We start from the raw sequence: 16476 nt of genomic DNA, 5'->3' as shown, positions 1-16476 counted from the left end.
GATTTAATATGGCAAAAGTATTAGGAATAGATTTAGGAACAACAAACTCTGCAATGGCAGTGTTTGAAAATGGTGAAGCAAAGATCATCGCTAACAAAGAGGGTAAAAATACGACACCTTCTATTGTTGCATTTACAGATAAAGGTGAAGTACTTGTAGGAGAGTCTGCAAAAAGACAAGCGATCACAAACCCTGAAAAGACAATTTATTCTATTAAAAGAATTATGGGTCTTATGATGAGTGAAGATAAGGCTAAAGAAGCGCAAGAGAAACTTCCTTACCACATTATAGACAGATCTGGTGCATGTGCGATCGAAGTGGCAGGTAAAACCTATACACCACAAGAGATCTCTGCAAAAGTACTTATGAAAATGAAAGAAGATGCAGAAGCATACCTTGGTGAAGCAGTAACAGATGCAGTTATTACAGTACCGGCATACTTCAATGATGCACAAAGAAAAGCAACAAAAGAAGCTGGAACGATCGCAGGACTAAATGTACTTCGTATCATCAATGAGCCTACAGCAGCTGCACTTGCGTATGGGCTTGATAAAAAAGAATCAGAGCAGATCGTAGTTTACGATCTTGGTGGTGGTACATTTGACGTTACTGCACTTGAAACAGGTGACGGTGTGGTTGAAGTTATGGCAACAGGTGGTGATGCATTCCTTGGTGGTGATGACTTTGATAACAAGATCATTGATTTTGTAGCAAATGAATTCAAAGCTGAGACTGGTATCGATGTTAAAGCGGATGTGATGGCACTTCAAAGGGTTAAAGATGCGGCTGAAACAGCAAAAAAAGAGCTTTCATCATCAACTGAAACAGAAATAAACCTTCCGTTCATTACGGCTGATGCATCAGGACCAAAACACTTAGTGACAAAGATCACTAGAGCAAAATTTGAATCACTTATTGGTGACTTGGTAGCAAGTACGATCAAAACGGTTCAAGGTGTACTTAAAGATGCGGGTCTTAACACTTCAGATATCAATGAAGTGGTGATGGTCGGTGGTTCTACAAGAGTACCATTGGTGCAAGAAGAGATGAAAAAATTCTTTAGTAAAGAGCTTAATAAATCTGTGAATCCGGATGAAGTGGTTGCACTTGGTGCAGCTATCCAAGGTGGGGTACTTGCAGGTGATGTGAAAGATGTACTTTTACTTGATGTAACGCCATTGAGTCTTGGTATTGAAACGTTAGGTGGAGTAACAACGAAAGTGATCGAAAAAGGAACAACGATCCCAGCGAAGAAGTCACAAGTGTTCTCAACGGCAGAAGACAATCAACCAGCGGTGAGCATCCATGTACTTCAAGGTGAAAGAGAGTTCTCAAAAGACAACAAATCACTTGGTATGTTCGAGCTTAGAGATATCCCGGCAGCACCAAGAGGTGTACCACAGATCGAAGTCACATTTGATATTGATGCGAACGGTATCCTGACTGTATCTGCGCAAGATAAAGGTACGGGTAAATCTCAAGAGATCAAGATCACTGGTTCGTCTGGACTTTCAGATGAAGAGATCGAAAAAATGGTTCAAGATGCTGAAGCACACAAGGCTGAAGATGAAAAAAGAAAAGAAGTAGTTGAGGCAAGAAACCAGGCGGATGCATTGGTTCACCAAACGAAAAAGTCATTGAGTGATCTCGGTGAAAACTTTGATGCGACAGAAAAAGCAAGTATCGAAGCGGCTATCGAAGAGCTTGAAACTATACTTAAAGATGACTCTGCAACAAAAGAGCAGATAGAAGAAAAAGTAAAAGCATTGACTGAAAAAAGTCACAAGCTTGCTGAAGCTATGTACGCTAAAGAACAAGGCGGTGCAAACCCTGAAGCAAAAAAAGCAGATGATGACGATGTTATCGATGCAGAAGTAGAGTAAGATTCTACTTTCATAAGCAATACTTTGTATAAGAGGCTCACGCCTCTTATACTTAGGATAAAATTGAAAATAAGAAATAATGATTTTTTATTTTGAGTTTTACTAAGTTTGTAAATACGACAAGTCGTATGAGCCAACTGCTGAAGTGCCCAACGGAAATGCCCTTGGGGTATGACTCAGCGTCAGTGTAGCTTCATTGGCTTTGCCAATGAAGCGTTCTATGAATCAAAAGTCAAACGGATGCTGTGCCATCAGCCACATATACGTACCTTCTTCTCCATATGCTACATCAAACCGTACCGGTAACTCCGATACGAGGGCCCGTATGCTGAGACCCGCATCATATTTCATGTCCTTTACAAGATCAAGATTGTATTGGTCATGCACCCGTCCTGCCTCTGCAAAGAGAACGACCTGAAACCAATCTACTTTTGCGGGTATCCAATCAATGTCCTTTAGAGGATTGTAGTCGATGATAGCCCTGTATTCCGCAGTCACGTAAAAGGCTGCTTTGTCTGAAAAACGATCCTGGTCATAGCCTCTCATTCTGTTGAATCCGCCTAATCTGGCACCTTCCCACATAGGGGGACGATGTGCATCAAACCCGGGAGAGATCTCAGTGTCGTTGTCCCAAGAGAAAGAGTAACCTGTCCACATACTTAGGGCAAGAACATTTTGTTTGGTAAAAGAAAAAGTATCAAGCTCAATGTAGTGATTGTATTTAAACTCTAAAAAATCCCAACTCTGAAGGGAGTCTCCCCAGCCAAAATCTTTGGAGTATTGCAGTTGGAACTGGTAGCCTCTGGAGGGATTAACATCAAAATCTGTATTATCATGGGCAAGGAAAAACCTTAGACCATTGGTATTCCATGTGGGTAGATCTGTCCCGTTTTCCCACCAAATAGAATCTTGCCACAACTCTGTATTCTCCGTATTGTCTGTTTGGAAAAATGTCTTTATTCCTATAGAAGTTCTACCGCTTATAAAAGGTATACCACCTCCGCAATCCTCTCTTCCCACACAAAAACCGCCTTCTAGTCTGTAGAGACCCTCAGGATTATCTACTCCTTCTCCTATGGGAAGTGTATATCTGAAGGTAGTCGTGAAGAAGTCTGAATCCCCTGAACTGATGTAGACATTATCTTTGTCTGAGGTGTGTGAGCCCTCTATATAGTAGCGGTTTTTGGGAAAATAACTTTTTAAACCCATAAAGGAAAAAAAGAGTCGATCAGTGTAAGGAAGTTTAAAGTCAGAAAAAGAAATAAACCCTCCGGAAAAGGTTGCTTCATCTGGTTGTTCATTGATGATAACATCTTGAGGCAGACCAGTAAACAGAGTTGCAGCAAACCTGGTTTGGGGTTGAAACAATCCTCTCTTAACAGCACTGATCCCACCTGCAAATCCTGTAGCGTCACTGGAAAATGCATAAGGTAAAAAAATCCACTTTTTATTTTTTGTTACATTTGTATCTTCTGCCGCATTTAATAGACTACTTAAGAGAAGCATGATGCTAAACAAATATTTAAATATAATTTTTTTATTTTTCATTTAACCATTATAGCAAAGAATGTAAAGAATATTATTTAAGATATTTTTAGGCTATAATACAGCTATTATAGAGAGTATCCAAGGATAGAATATGGAAATTAAAAAGTGTAGCACGCTTGAAGAAGCGAGACATGAGATTGACAGTGTAGACAGAGAGATAGTAGAATTGATCGCTAAACGCAATGAGTATATTAAACAGATAGCACATTTTAAAACCAGTGTAGAAGAGGTCAAAGCAGAGGATAGGATAGCAGATGTGATCGCCCATGTAAGAGAACAAGCTATTTCTCTTGGCTTGTCTCCTAATCTTATCAATGATCTCTATGTAAGAATGATAGATGAGATGGTGGAAAGTGAAATTTCTGAATTTAAGAACGCACAGAGGTATTAATCCTCTTCGTTCTCATTTTCATCCTCATCCTCTGAGCCTGAAACTGCATTGACCGCTGAACCTGCTACATCTACAGTCGTACCTACAACAGAGCCTGCAACAGAGATAGGAGCCGTTACTATTTGTGTACATCCAGACAGTAGCAATAGGGTAAGAATAGCGTAGAGTGTTGATTTTTTAAGATTTGGCATTTAAATGCCTCCTTGTAGTGAATTGTTGCTTTTTGTAATGCGGAGGGATTATAGCGTAAAGACTCTGTGTACGTATCTACACAAAGAGTATGCTAAAATACATTATGATTTAGATAAAGGTTTGGCATGAAGATATTATTACTTGAAGATGATGTGATATTACAGGAGATCATGGAGGAATTTCTCGTTGAAAAAGGGTATACTGTAGAGAGTTTTTTTGATGGTGAAAAAGCACTTGATTCGATAGGTTCGAGTTCTTATGATATGCTGCTTTTAGATGTGAATGTACCCAACATTGATGGTTTTGAAATTCTTTCATATTTACGTGAGATCGGTAATACCACACCGGCTATATACATCACCTCTCTTGCCGGGGTAGAGGATCTCAAAAAAGGTTTTAATATAGGTGCAGATGATTACCTGAAAAAGCCTTTTGAACTTGAAGAATTAAATGCCCGGATAGAACATATTGTCAGGCTTTACCGTTTACAAGAAGAGATAGAGTTTGACGGCATGAGGTTCATCCCTAAAGCACATCAAATTTTTTTAAAAGACGGTGTCATTGAAATGAGACAGAAAGAATCACAGGTACTAGAATATTTTATCCGCAATATGGGGAAGATCATTTCTTGCAATGAGATCATAGAAAATGTCTGGGATGATGAAAATATTCCTGCTCATGCGACGATTCGTACGTATATTAAAAATCTGAGAAAGATGTTTGAAAAAGAGTATTTTGAGAACATTAAAGGAGAAGGTTATCGTTTTAACATCGTATGAGCGTAAATCACTCTTTAGTTTTTTAGCTGTTTATCTGATATCAGTTTTTATATTACTCGCTATCATAGGGTTTCTCTTTTTTGAAAATAACCGTACATCGATGCAGAATGCCATGAAGTTTGAAATGATGTATCAGGCACGTATGTTATCTTCTTCTATTGTGATGAAAGCTATGCATGATGATTCTAACAGTGAGATGGATTTGGCGAGTCAAAATGACTTCTTAAAACATTTAAAACATTGTCGTTTTCAAGTAGGGTACTACAATAAAGACAAAAGACCTATCTACACGGAAATCGATGACTTTAAAGTAACTGATCAAGGCTTTTTCATTGAAAATGGAAGTGCTTATACCATCATAGAAGACAAAAGTAAGCATTTAGGTGTACAGTATATCGTGTTAAAAGAGAATGCACTTTCAAAAAATGTACAGAGTTTACGTATTAAGATCATAGGCTACCTGGTATTATCATTCATACTTATGGGGATAGTAGGATATTTTTTAGGACGTCTGTTTCTGAGACCGGTCAGGGAACAGATAGAGTCATTAGATAATTTTATTTCAGATACCACGCATGAACTCAATACGCCAATTTCAGCCATATTGATGACGATACAGTCTCTTAAAGACATTGACCCTAAAAAATTGCAACGTTTGGAAGCCAGTGCCAAAAGACTTTCTGTGATGTACAGTTCTCTCACCTATAGACTTGAGGGTAAGGTGGAACATTCAGAGGTATTATGTTTTTCTGATGTTGTAAAAGAGAGAGTTGAATATGTGAAAGAACTCATCGATTCTAAACGTCTGCATATCTCACTGGATCTTGAACCTACAGAAGTCTTGATGCCTAAAACATCGGCGTATAGACTCATAGATAATTTACTCTCTAATGCTATCAAATATTCTGACGTGGGAGATCATATTTTTATTACGCTGAAGGATCATGTGTTAAAAGTGAAAGATACGGGAGTTGGTATAGATAAAAAGGTACAGGATGATATCTTTAAACGTTATTATAGAGAAAATGATGAACGTGGCGGTTTTGGCATAGGGCTGAATATCGTACTTTCTATTTGTAAACAATACAAAATAAAATTGGATTTGAAGTCTAGAAAAGGAGAAGGAAGTACATTTATACTTACTTTCCCTACTGTATAAAAATAAAGTTACTCTACACTATCCATAAGGATACCAATAATATCGGTCATGGTGAGGATACCGTAAAGTTCATTGTTATCTATGACCAGTAAACGTTTGATACTGTTCTGTACCATCATTCTAGCAGCATATTTTACATCAAGTTTCGTAGATACAGAGAAGGCTGGTGTTGTGGCGATGTCATAGACATTAAGCAGGTCAATGTCACCATCTTCCGCAACAATACTTTGTAAAAGATTTTTAAAGGTCAAAAGACCATAGGCACCATCCTCTGTGTTTTTATCTACAATAACAGAACGTACATGATGTTTTTTCATGAGACTAAGGGCTTCTCTTACCGTGGACATCGCTGAGATTATGACTAAATTATCTTTAGTGGTCATTACATTTTCTACTAACATTTATTTCTCCTTTATATCATCGATTTAATATCATGCTCAAATTTGTGTAACTCTTTGGTATCTAAGCCTGCTACATGACTGAGTGGCAAAGTAAATGCCAGTCCGCTATTTTCCGGATTATCCAAGTCAAATTCTCCGCGTAGTACCCGCATGACATGCAGTGAGAGTTTTCTTGGTAAGACAAAAAGCAGCATAGAGACATTTTCTTCAAGTGTGAGACCAAAGAATACTTTTTTCTCTTCAAGCCCGATATTCTTTCCATGTAAAATAGTAACAGAACCTGCTCCTGCTTTCTTGGCAGCTTCTATAGCTGCCTCTTCATCTTTATCCTGTATGATGACGATCAGTGCTGTAAATTTCATAACGCTTCTCCTTCAATATTGGATGGTTCTACCTTCTGTTTCTTTTTATAATACTCTGCATGAATACCATACCCCATTACAGTAAGCATAGGGAATAATGAGGCAAAAGCTATGAGGCCAAATCCATCTATCAGTGGATCACACCATTCCAGATTTTCTGCCAATCCCAAGCCCAGTGCTGCAACTAATGGTACAGTCACAGTTGAAGTGGTAACACCACCACTGTCATAGGCGATAGGTATAATGTATTTTGGTGCAAAATAGGTAAAGATTATTACCAATATATACCCGGCAATGATGTAATAGTGTATAGGATCACCAGCGACGATACGGTATGAACCTAAACCAATTCCAATAGCAACACCAAGTGCTACTATCATTCTAAGTATATTTTGTTTAATCTTCCCTTCGCTTATCTCTTCTGCTTTAATAGCGATGGCCAATAGTGCAGGTTCTGCCATCGTCGTTGAAAAACCTATAAGGAATGCGAACAGATAGATAAGGAGATAGTTTCCCATATCTGTAAGTTGAAAGGCTATCGTCTCGCCTATAGGGAAAAGTCCCATTTCAAGTCCTACGATGAATGCATAAAGACCCAGGATCACCATAATGATACCTGTGGCAATCTTATGTAAGTGTGCTACAGGTTTTTTGATAATGATATACTGAAAAAAGAATATCACTGTGAGAATAGGGGCAACATCCTTGATCACACCCAGAAGTTCCATAAAGGTATCCATTGCTGAAAAAGTATAGGCCGTTGCAACAGCCTTTGTATTTTCAAGTATTTCTGTAACAACCGGTGCTGCAGGACCTGACTCTCCCAGATTGTAAACGATGATACCGTAAATTTGTACAAATATCATGGGTGTCAGGGATGCAAAAGCGATGAGACCAAAGCCGTCTATGGCAGGGTTACGGCCCTTGATACTTGAAGATAGACCTATACCCAGTGCTGCAACAAGCGGTACGGTGACGGTTGAAGTGGTAACACCACCACTGTCGTAAGCCAGTCCGATGATCTCTCTAGGGGCAAAAAACGTCACAATTACCACCAAGATGTACCCTGTAATGATATAGTAAGCTATAGGGTGTCCAAGCAAGATACGAAGTGTTCCTAATGCAATGGCAAAACCTACAGAGAGTGCAACTGTCATACGAAGCCAGAAAGCATCTATTAACCCGTTAGAGATAAGTGCAGCTTTGTCAGCGATCGCTATAAGTGCCGGCTCTGCTACAGTAGTTGAAAAACCTATGGTAAAAGCAAAAAGTAAAAGCCAAAAGACCGAGCCTTTTTTAGCAAATTCTATAGCCAACCCTTCACCTATGGGAAAGATACCCAGTTCAAGACCACGGATAAAAAGTGCCAATCCTACTGCAACGATCGTAAGACCAATGACAATCGAAGCTAGATTTTCAGGTACAGCTTGGATGATGATACCTTGAAATAGTGCGACGACAATGATAATGGGAAGGAGATCTTTAAAAGAATTTTTTAGATCTCCATAAAATATATTTAAACTTTCTTTCATTGAAAGAAATTATATCTATTATAAGATTATTATATGCTATAAAAGGTGTACTTTCCTCTAGTAAAATATTAAACTGTACCCTTTGGCTCCAAGTCTCAGCGTTCAGCGTTTAGAAACTTAGTCATTCTTGGGTTTACACCCGGTGTTGATGCCAAACAGGGCATAGGGTGGGCACCATCCGATAATAACAGTTAAGAGGAGGACTACACCTATAACATCAGCAATGATATTGCCATTCATGATTCCCCAACCCAGTAAAGCTACACCAATGACAGCTCGAATGATCCTATCTATTTTTCCTATATTGCATGTCATGACTGACTCCTTTAATGATGATAGTGCCATTATGACATAGTGGTGGGGAGTAAGTGTGTAACGCATGTCGTATCTTTGTAGAATAGAATATGCAATCTTGCCTTTATACAAAGATTTTGCGGTATATTTTCATTTTCAACAAGATATTAGTTTGTAACTACGGTACAGGAAATGGTGAAAATGATTTAAAAGTATTTTGTTTTTATTTTAATAATTGTTATCAATTTAATAAACTCTTAAGAATTTTTTTGATAAATTTCCGCACAGATAATAATTTAGATAATAATTATCAATTTTAAAAGACAAGGGATTAAAAATGAAAAGATTAGCTACGGCATTAAGCCTATCAGCAATATTGGCAACGGGTGTGCAAGCTTCATCACTAGAGGAGAGAGTGGCAGCATTAGAAGAGCAAAACACTGTACTTACAGAAGAGGTACTTGCTACACAAACAGGTGGTTTTACACTGGTAGACACACAAAAATCATACAGCGGTATGGGACCTGCAGCTTCTAAAATCTATTTTTCTAAAAACCCACTCTCTATAGGGGGATATGGTGAGATGTTCTATGCTAACCCTGACAATGGGGATGATTTTGCAGATGTCTATAGATTTATCACTTATATCGGATACAAATTCAATGACTGGATCGTACTGAACACAGAGATAGAATTTGAACATGGAGCTGATGCTGGAAATGGCGGTAAAGTAGTTGTAGAGTTTTTATATCTTGACTTTTTACTTAGTGAGCAGGCAAACCTAAGACTTGGGCATGTATTGACTCCAATGGGTCTGGTAAACCTCAGACATGAACCGACACTTTTCAATACAGTACAAAGACCAGATATTGAAAAACACCTTCTTCCTAGTACTTGGCATGAAAACGGTGCATTGGTTTATGGTAGATTTGATAGTGCTGATATTGACTATACAGCAGGTGTGATCAATGCATTGAATCTAAACAGTCAATATACAAGAGGTGATGATACTCAGAGTAAATGGATAAGAGAAGGAAGACTGGGTGCGAGTAAGGATGCATCTTTTGAACCGGCATTTGTAGGACGTGTGGATTATACTGGTATCAATGGACTTATGGTCGGTGCTTCTGTCTATTATGGAAATGGTTCAAATGTTAAAGATCCAAAACCTGATGAAATTCAAGATGTATCAGGACTGACAACTACGATGTTTGATATCCATGCAAGTTATGATAACGGACCATTCTCAATGTACGGACTTTATACACAAACGAACCTGGATGGTGCAGAGAAGTTAAGTGGTAATGCAGTTGAAAAAGCAAGTGGATATTATGTGAATGCATCTTACGATGTCTCTTCTTTGGTAGGACTGAATTATAAATTACCGGTTTTTGCACAGTACCAAGATTTTAACCCTGTAGAAAAGACAGTGGATGGATCAAATGAAGATACATTTCAGACAGAAATTGTTACAATCGGCTTAAACTTTTTCCCTGCAGATCAGGTGGTGCTGAAGGCTGATTACGCGATGAAAGAAGTAAATAATGTAGATAGTAATACATTTTCTTTTGGCCTAGGCTTTATATTTTAATACGTGGATACACAATGAAACAAATCTTTTTTACACTGCTCTTTGGGATGCTTCTGTCCCAAAGCGGTGTGGCTAAAACGAAACCATCAGTGGATGATGTGATAAAATCCTCTTTTACCGGAGTGAGTAACATAGAGCCTAAGCAGATCATACTGACAAAAAAACAGTTTTCTCAGGTACAGTCCAGAGCGAAGGCAGCTGTGAGAACTAAAATTTATCGTTATTACGATATTAAAAGTAAGAATGAAAGATTGGGATATGCGGTACTCATAGCAAGAAAAGTAAGAGGAAAGAAGGCTACTGTACTCTATGCATTTGATAACTGCGGCAAATTGAAGTTTACGGAAATTATGGCATTTGGCGAACCGCCGGAGTATATACCAAACAAAACGTGGATGGGCCAACTGCAGAATAGAGATGCCTCAGCAACACTGACTGTAGGAAAAGATATACCAACGATCAGCGGTTCTACACTCTCGGCAAGATCGATCACCGAAGGTGCAAGAGTGGCCAGAGCTATTTATGAAATTGTTTTAAAGTAATATGCAATGAAATTTTTAGTCACAAAAGATCTGGCACACTCTACACTGCTTAGTTATTTGATGGGCAGTGTTGTATTTGCGATACTCTTCTATCTTGGATTTGATATAGTACTTCATGCGTATGTGATCGGTTTGGATATGCATAGTATTTCGGTGACACTTTTTGGTGATGCAGAGAACTTTGTGGAACCTGTATTGATAGACTCCCTTTTACTGCAGGTTCACATCGATCTCTTTATGACACTGTTTGCCATTGTGATACTTTCCTCTATCTATATTCGTCTCTATTCAAGTAAAGGTATGACCAAATGGGTCGTACACCTTCTGTTTATTTTGGGTATGTTAGCTCCCTTGGCACTTTTAGTCGCATATTTTGTCAGTGCATATTTTACAGCTGTATGGCTGATAAGCTTTGTACTTTGGCATATTCTAGCATCTATAGTTGCTGTTATAACCTTAAAGAAACTCCTGTTCAAATGAAACATATAGCACTTTACAGTCTTCCTATAAGATATATGCTCATTTATATCATGTTGATCTTAATGAGCGGGGTATGGCTCTTTTTGCTTTCACAAGGATTGGGGTGTAGTGAGAGTATCATCGCTACTATGAAAAATGTCATCAATGCCCCTGCAGATAAAAGTATAGAAGGGCTGGTAGAAGTAGTTACACCGCATCTGTTTGCCATTGGTACACTGATCTTTGTAACAGCACACTTCATGTTGTTTAGTACCAAAGTGTCACAAAAAATCTCTTTGATCGTGGCAATGGTTCTTTTTGTTTTTGCGTTGTTTGATATTTTTGCTTACTTTGCAATTGCGTTTGGACTCGTAGTATCAGGATGGATCAAACTTGTAGCAGTGTCAAGTTTTGTGTTGTTATTTGTGGTGATGCTCGGATTGGTCGGGTTTTCTTTGTAGTCTAACCACTCTATAGTTACAAGATTGGTTAAATTTCCATAGAGTATCTTTCCTTCTCTATCTACCAACACAAAGCCAATATCTTCCCTCTCTTTTAAAAATGCCAATGCTTCTCTTCTAGGCATGACTGAGAGTGCTGTAGCATAGGCATCGATCTTGGCATTGTTTGCGGTGGTAAAAAGTGATACGGAAACAAATTCACGGCCCTGTGAAGCTGTTTTGGGATTGATGAGGTGATGTTCCTCTTTGGTTGTAGCAAACCTCCTGTAGGTTCCGCTTGTAGAGATGGAGAGTTGCGTTTTTTTGCTTTTGATTTTGGCAAATGTCTGTTCAGAATAGGGGGATTGCAGGTAGACTTCACAACGATGCAAACATCTGATATCTCCGCTCAGTGCAATGATCCCTTCTGTGATATTTTGTTCATGAAGATACTGAGCCACTTTGTCTGCCCCATACCCTTTGCCCATGCCGCCCAAGTCTATGGTAATATTTTCATCCGTGATGATCTGCTTGTTATCTATAGATATACCGTGGATATCCAGATGGGCACTGCGTAACGCTTGTTTGGAGGGAGAGTAGGTTTTTTCTTCTCCAAAATGGTAGAGCTTTTTTGAGATCGATCCGATTGTGATATCAAAGTAGCCATGGCTCTGATGATAATACGATCTTGAAAGTGTAATGGCTTCAGCCAAATAAGGATCATACTTTACATGGTGGTTTTTGTTCAGTTTTGCCAGTGTGGCAGTCTCATCATAGGTAGAGAGAGAATCTTCGATACGCTTTAGCAGTTCAAAGGATTTGGTGATTTCCTGATTGTACTGTTGCGGCAGTGAGATACTGACAAAGGTCCCCATAAGTACTTGTGTACGTTTCTGTAACCCTTCATGTGCAAGTAAGAACAGAGGAAACAGGAAAACAAAGAGAAGTCTCATTAGCGTTTCTCTAAAATTTCTATAATCCCTTTAAAATCTTTTTCATGCCCAAAACAGCTATTGGAGTTACATAGCATAAAGCCGTCATTGGCGTCACTTTTCAAAAGTGAGAAAGGATGGGGAAGGGTATCCAGGTCTTTAATATGCATTTTGAGTGCATCTTCTTTGGCTTTGATAATGACATCATCTTTGAGATAACGAATCACCATACGGCTCATGCTTGGTGTAGAGATGGGTTGGCGCATGACATCATAAGAGTAGATCTCCAGTGTTTTAAAGACAAATTTTTTATAGATGACATCGACCAAAGAAGAGATGCTGTAAAGTACGGAGAGCATAGTTGCAACGGAAGAAGGATAGGAGCTGTCATAAATGTCCGCATTGGTTTCAAACTCTCCTCTTGAGAACTTCCATTTCCCTTGGTCAAAGTATTTTTCAATGGCACTGTTCGTAAGTTTAGTTGCCGTAATAAGATACGTTTCATCGAGTGTACTTTCATACGCTTCGATGAGGACTTCTGCAAGATAGGCATAATCTTCCAAAAAAGCTTTGATCTTCGGTTTTTTACCAATGAGTGTAGAGTGAAAGAGTTCAGCATTGATGTACATACTCTCCAGCAATGCATCCAGCGATCGGATGGCTTGTTTGAGATAAGCGTTATCTATACGAGAGGCTTTGAAAAGGGTTTTTATCATCATGGCATTCCATGAAACAAGTATTTTTTTGTCTATGAAAGGGTGGGTACGTTTTTCTCTGCGTTTTTTAAGTGCCTGTATCGCTTCATCATAGTAAGGGATCTTATGATGATGGGCAGGATCATCTATACGGACGATGTTCTTACCTTCAAAGTTTCCTTCTTTTGTGATATGCAGTGCCTTGGCAAGTGCAGCATGTCCTTGACTAGGGATACCTGCTTTTTCAAAGGATTTTAAAGCCTTTTCATAGGTATAGACAAAGTATTTGCCTTCTTCTCCTTCTGTATCGGCATCAGAGGCAGAGTAAAAAAGCCCATTTTCACTCATGTTTTCCATCATAAAGTCTATCGTTTCAAAAGCGACAGACTTGTAAAAGTCATCTCCTTTAACGTTATATGCTTTGAGGTAGACTTCTGCCAGTAGGGCATTGTCGTAAGTCATCTTTTCAAAATGAGGTATAAGCCATTCATTATCGGTAGAATAACGGCAAAAACCACCCTCTACAAGATCTCTTAATCCACCTTTGGCCATACAAGTGAGTGAGTGCAGTGCCATGTTTCGTGTTTCTTTATCTCCGGTGATACGGTATAGATCCAACAGTAAATCAAGCATAGACGCTTGAGGGAATTTAGGTGCTTTGTTAAATCCCCCATTGGTATTATCAAAAAGTTGTTTGGCTTGATCTGAAACCCTTCCGATGATGCTAAGGTCTAGTTTTGTGGCTTGTATTTTATCTTCTTTGGGATTGAGAAAACGGAGTATCTCATCAGCTTTTTCTGTAAGCAGCGCTTTTTCTTTACTATATTTATCAGCGATCACTTCGAGTAAACTTGAAAAACTCATCATCCCGTAACGAGGTTCATCAGGTATGTAGGTAGCGGAGTAAAAAGGCTTTTGTTCCTGTGTCAAAAAGATAGAAGTAGGCCAACCCCCCGGACGTTGGTTCATCAGCTGGTAGACTTCTTGAAAATGTTTGTCTATGTCCGGACGCTCTTCTCTATCTACTTTGACTGCAATGAAATGTTCATTCAGGATCTTTGCAGTCGCTTCATCTTTAAAAGACTCATCTTCCATAACATGGCACCAGTGACAAGAACTGTACCCTATGGAAAGAAAGATAGCTTTGTTCTCTTTTCGTGCTTTTTCAAAGGCTTCTTCACCCCAAGGGTACCAGTCTACAGGATTGTCAGCATGTTGCTGTAAGTAAGGGGAGTGTTCATTTTTAAGATGATTTGCCATTTTTAACCTTTATTGTTAACCAATTATTGGTAATATTACACAGCTTATACACGAATAGTACTATAGAATAGTATAAAAGTTTAATATAAAAGAGAAAATAATGAATGATTTAGTAAAAAAGTTACTCTTATTGAGTTTAATTTTAGGTGCATTTGCATCTGCAGGGTTTGAGAGTGTCTTGAAAAAACAGAAATTCTTATCGCCGGATGAAGCATTTCAGGTAACAGCTGTACTTGAAGATGAAGTAATAGAAACAAAAATTATCATGGCAGATAAAATTCATGTTTATGCAGATACATTACATTACAGGATCATTTCTCCTTCTTCTCTAGAACTTACTGTTACAAAACCGAAAGCACATGATTTTGATGGTGATATGGGTTATGAAAAAGAGTTACTTGTTAGCATTCCTACAAAAGATATAGAGTCACAGGTGAAAGGTGATTATACGCTTGAGATAGAGTTTCAAGGATGTTCGGATACAGGTATCTGTTATCAGCCTATTAAAAAAACCTTTGATTTTAAAGGTGTAGAACTCGGTCTGTTTGAAAAGATATCAAAACTTGTCAAAGAGGGAAATACAGCGAAAATAGCAGATATACTGGTCAATGAAAGTTCCATATTCATTTTACTTCTTTTCTTCATTTTTGGTTTATTGTTGGCATTGACACCGTGTATCTTTCCTATGATACCTATCTTGTCTTCGATTATCGTTTCACAGCAGGGGGGAAATGAAAAACCAAGTGTAGCGCAAGCGTTTTTTACTTCCTTGGTCTATGTCGTTTCTATGGCTATGACCTATACAGTTGTAGGGATCATAGCAGGATTGGTTGGTGCAGATATACAAACTGCGATGCAAACACCTTGGGTCTTAACTCTTTTTTCTGCGATGTTCGTCGCTTTGGCATTCTCTCTTTTTGGATACTACGAGATAGGTCTTCCTGCTTCATGGCAGTCGAAACTGAGTAGCGTAAGTGACAATGCCCAAGGGAAAGGTATAGTAGGTACAGCAATTATGGGACTACTCTCTGCACTGATCGTTGGACCGTGTGTTGCACCACCGCTTGGCGGGGCTGTACTGTTCATCTCCCACACTGGGGATGCCCTTCTGGGTGGGTCCGCACTGTTTATCATGAGTATAGGTATGGGGATGCCGCTGCTTATTGTAGGATTGGGTGCAGGTAAATTTATGCCAAAACCTGGTGGATGGATGACAGCGGTTTCTCAAACGTTTGGTGTCATGATGCTAGGTCTTGGTATTTTTATGCTTTCACGTATACTTCCAGAGAGTCTTACTATGATACTTTGGGCATTGTTGTTGATAGGTACAGCACTCTATATGGGTGTATTTAACCCTAGCAGTGCAACACAGGGTGCAAAGAAACTTTTTCAGCTTTTGGCTATGGTGTTTTTACTTTATGGTGTATCTCTGTTCATCGGTGGTATCAGTGGTGCAGATTCCGTGATCAGACCTTTTGAAAGATTTACACAGTTGAATACTGGTCTAGCAAATACTGTACCTAGGAGTGCAGATAAAGAAAGCCATAGAGGCTATAGCGTTGACCGCCTTATGAAAGAGGTAGGTGAGTCAGAGAAGCCGGTGGTGGTGGACTTTGGTAAAAAGTCTTGTACTGCATGTACAGAACTCGAAGAGATCACATTTCCAGATCCACGTGTACAAGAACATCTTAAAAACTTCACTTTTATCAAGATAGACCTTACAGATAATACGGATGCAGACAAAGCATTACTTAAAAAATTTGAACTGTTCGGTACACCGAACATCATCTTTTTTGATAAAGCTAATAACTATTTACCTGAAAAAAGTTTAACTGGATTTATTCCTCCCGAAGATTTTGCTACACATTTGGAAAGCATACTAAAATAACAGAAAGGGTTGTTTAAACCCCTTTCTGTAAACATGTACCCCTCTTTTTCTCATATACACAGTATCAAACGCATTTATTTTAAAAGAAGAATATTTAAACTGATTAAAAATTAATCAGTTTAATGATT

At 38.7% G+C, this 16476-nt stretch carries 17 protein-coding genes; 9 read left to right on the top strand and 8 right to left on the bottom strand.

Going from position 1 to position 16476, the window contains the following annotated elements; translation table 11 throughout:
• The first annotated feature begins 8 nt into the window (after window positions 1-8).
• The gene (gene dnaK, locus LDM93_RS06430) at window positions 9-1883 is read left to right on the top strand and encodes a molecular chaperone DnaK (protein ID WP_223891388.1); all 1875 of its coding nucleotides are present in this window, start codon (window positions 9-11) and stop codon (window positions 1881-1883) included.
• Window positions 1884-2108: 225 nt separating this feature from the next.
• Here dnaK and LDM93_RS06425 read toward each other — a convergent pair whose 3' ends face one another.
• A complete protein-coding gene (locus LDM93_RS06425) occupies window positions 2109-3431 on the bottom strand; it encodes a BamA/TamA family outer membrane protein (protein WP_223891386.1) in 1323 nt (440 codons plus the stop codon).
• Between the two features lie 91 nt (window positions 3432-3522).
• Here LDM93_RS06425 and LDM93_RS06420 point away from each other — a divergent pair, with 91 nt between their 5' ends.
• Entirely contained in the window at window positions 3523-3822 is a 300-nt protein-coding gene (locus LDM93_RS06420) for a chorismate mutase (RefSeq protein ID WP_223891384.1), read from the top strand.
• On the opposite strand, the gene LDM93_RS06415 is transcribed toward LDM93_RS06420, so the two are convergent.
• Entirely contained in the window at window positions 3819-4013 is a 195-nt protein-coding gene (locus LDM93_RS06415; protein ID WP_223891382.1) for a DUF6726 family protein, read from the bottom strand. The genes LDM93_RS06420 and LDM93_RS06415 overlap by 4 nt on opposite strands.
• Window positions 4014-4139: 126 nt before the next feature.
• On the opposite strand from LDM93_RS06415, the gene LDM93_RS06410 reads away from it, so the two are divergent.
• Both LDM93_RS06410 and LDM93_RS06405 read left to right on the top strand, forming a co-directional pair.
• Complete coding sequence (locus LDM93_RS06410) at window positions 4140-4793, top strand: response regulator transcription factor (protein ID WP_223891379.1); 654 nt, start codon at window positions 4140-4142, stop codon at window positions 4791-4793.
• Window positions 4750-5952 carry a HAMP domain-containing sensor histidine kinase gene (locus LDM93_RS06405; RefSeq protein ID WP_223891377.1) on the top strand — a complete coding sequence of 401 codons (1203 nt, stop codon included), beginning with the start codon at window positions 4750-4752 and terminating at the stop codon, window positions 5950-5952. The genes LDM93_RS06410 and LDM93_RS06405 overlap by 44 nt, the downstream gene beginning before the upstream one ends.
• 8 nt (window positions 5953-5960) lie before the next feature.
• Here the strand turns inward: LDM93_RS06405 and LDM93_RS06400 are convergent, their stop codons facing one another.
• The 4 genes from LDM93_RS06400 to LDM93_RS06385 all read right to left on the bottom strand — a co-directional run bounded on the left by LDM93_RS06400 (window position 5961) and on the right by LDM93_RS06385 (window position 8562).
• Window positions 5961-6353 (bottom strand): CBS domain-containing protein, encoded by a 393-nt coding sequence (locus tag LDM93_RS06400; protein WP_223891375.1) that lies wholly within the window; start codon window positions 6351-6353, stop codon window positions 5961-5963.
• 11 nt (window positions 6354-6364) lie between these two features.
• Complete coding sequence (locus tag LDM93_RS06395; protein ID WP_223891373.1) at window positions 6365-6715, bottom strand: transcriptional regulator; 351 nt, start codon at window positions 6713-6715, stop codon at window positions 6365-6367.
• A complete protein-coding gene (locus tag LDM93_RS06390) occupies window positions 6712-8247 on the bottom strand; it encodes a DUF1538 domain-containing protein (RefSeq protein WP_223891371.1) in 1536 nt (511 codons plus the stop codon). Before LDM93_RS06390 ends, LDM93_RS06395 begins: the two co-directional genes overlap by 4 nt.
• 117 nt (window positions 8248-8364) lie before the next feature.
• A complete protein-coding gene (locus tag LDM93_RS06385; protein WP_223891370.1) occupies window positions 8365-8562 on the bottom strand; it encodes a DUF2892 domain-containing protein in 198 nt (65 codons plus the stop codon).
• A gap of 316 nt (window positions 8563-8878) precedes the next feature.
• Here LDM93_RS06385 and LDM93_RS06380 point away from each other — a divergent pair, with 316 nt between their 5' ends.
• Genes LDM93_RS06380 through LDM93_RS06365 form a run of 4 tightly spaced genes read left to right on the top strand, consistent with a single transcriptional unit; the run spans window position 8879 to window position 11594 of the window.
• The gene (locus tag LDM93_RS06380; RefSeq protein ID WP_223891369.1) at window positions 8879-10132 is read left to right on the top strand and encodes a porin; all 1254 of its coding nucleotides are present in this window, start codon (window positions 8879-8881) and stop codon (window positions 10130-10132) included.
• 14 nt (window positions 10133-10146) lie between these two features.
• Window positions 10147-10674, top strand: a complete 528-nt coding sequence (locus LDM93_RS06375; RefSeq protein ID WP_223891368.1) for an FMN-binding protein — start codon at window positions 10147-10149, stop codon at window positions 10672-10674.
• Between the two features lie 6 nt (window positions 10675-10680).
• Window positions 10681-11154, top strand: coding sequence for a hypothetical protein (locus tag LDM93_RS06370; RefSeq protein WP_223891367.1), 474 nt, complete (start codon window positions 10681-10683; stop codon window positions 11152-11154).
• Window positions 11151-11594, top strand: coding sequence for a hypothetical protein (locus tag LDM93_RS06365; RefSeq protein ID WP_223891366.1), 444 nt, complete (start codon window positions 11151-11153; stop codon window positions 11592-11594). Before LDM93_RS06370 ends, LDM93_RS06365 begins: the two co-directional genes overlap by 4 nt.
• Here LDM93_RS06365 and LDM93_RS06360 read toward each other — a convergent pair.
• Window positions 11480-12526, bottom strand: coding sequence for an FAD:protein FMN transferase (locus LDM93_RS06360; RefSeq protein ID WP_223891364.1), 1047 nt, complete (start codon window positions 12524-12526; stop codon window positions 11480-11482). The genes LDM93_RS06365 and LDM93_RS06360 overlap by 115 nt on opposite strands.
• On the bottom strand, window positions 12526-14460 hold the full coding sequence (locus tag LDM93_RS06355) for a thioredoxin domain-containing protein (protein WP_223891362.1): 1935 nt from the start codon (window positions 14458-14460) through the stop codon (window positions 12526-12528). Before LDM93_RS06355 ends, LDM93_RS06360 begins: the two co-directional genes overlap by 1 nt.
• Before the next feature lie 100 nt (window positions 14461-14560).
• Between LDM93_RS06355 and dsbD the strand changes: the two genes are divergently transcribed.
• Window positions 14561-16348 carry a protein-disulfide reductase DsbD gene (gene dsbD, locus LDM93_RS06350; RefSeq protein ID WP_223891361.1) on the top strand — a complete coding sequence of 596 codons (1788 nt, stop codon included), beginning with the start codon at window positions 14561-14563 and terminating at the stop codon, window positions 16346-16348.
• Window positions 16349-16476 lie beyond the last annotated feature (128 nt).

Source organism: Sulfurovum sp. TSL6 (genome assembly GCF_019972115.1).
Taxonomy (GTDB): Bacteria; Campylobacterota; Campylobacteria; order Campylobacterales; family Sulfurovaceae; genus Sulfurovum.
This window is presented reverse-complemented; position numbering and strand designations above follow the sequence as displayed.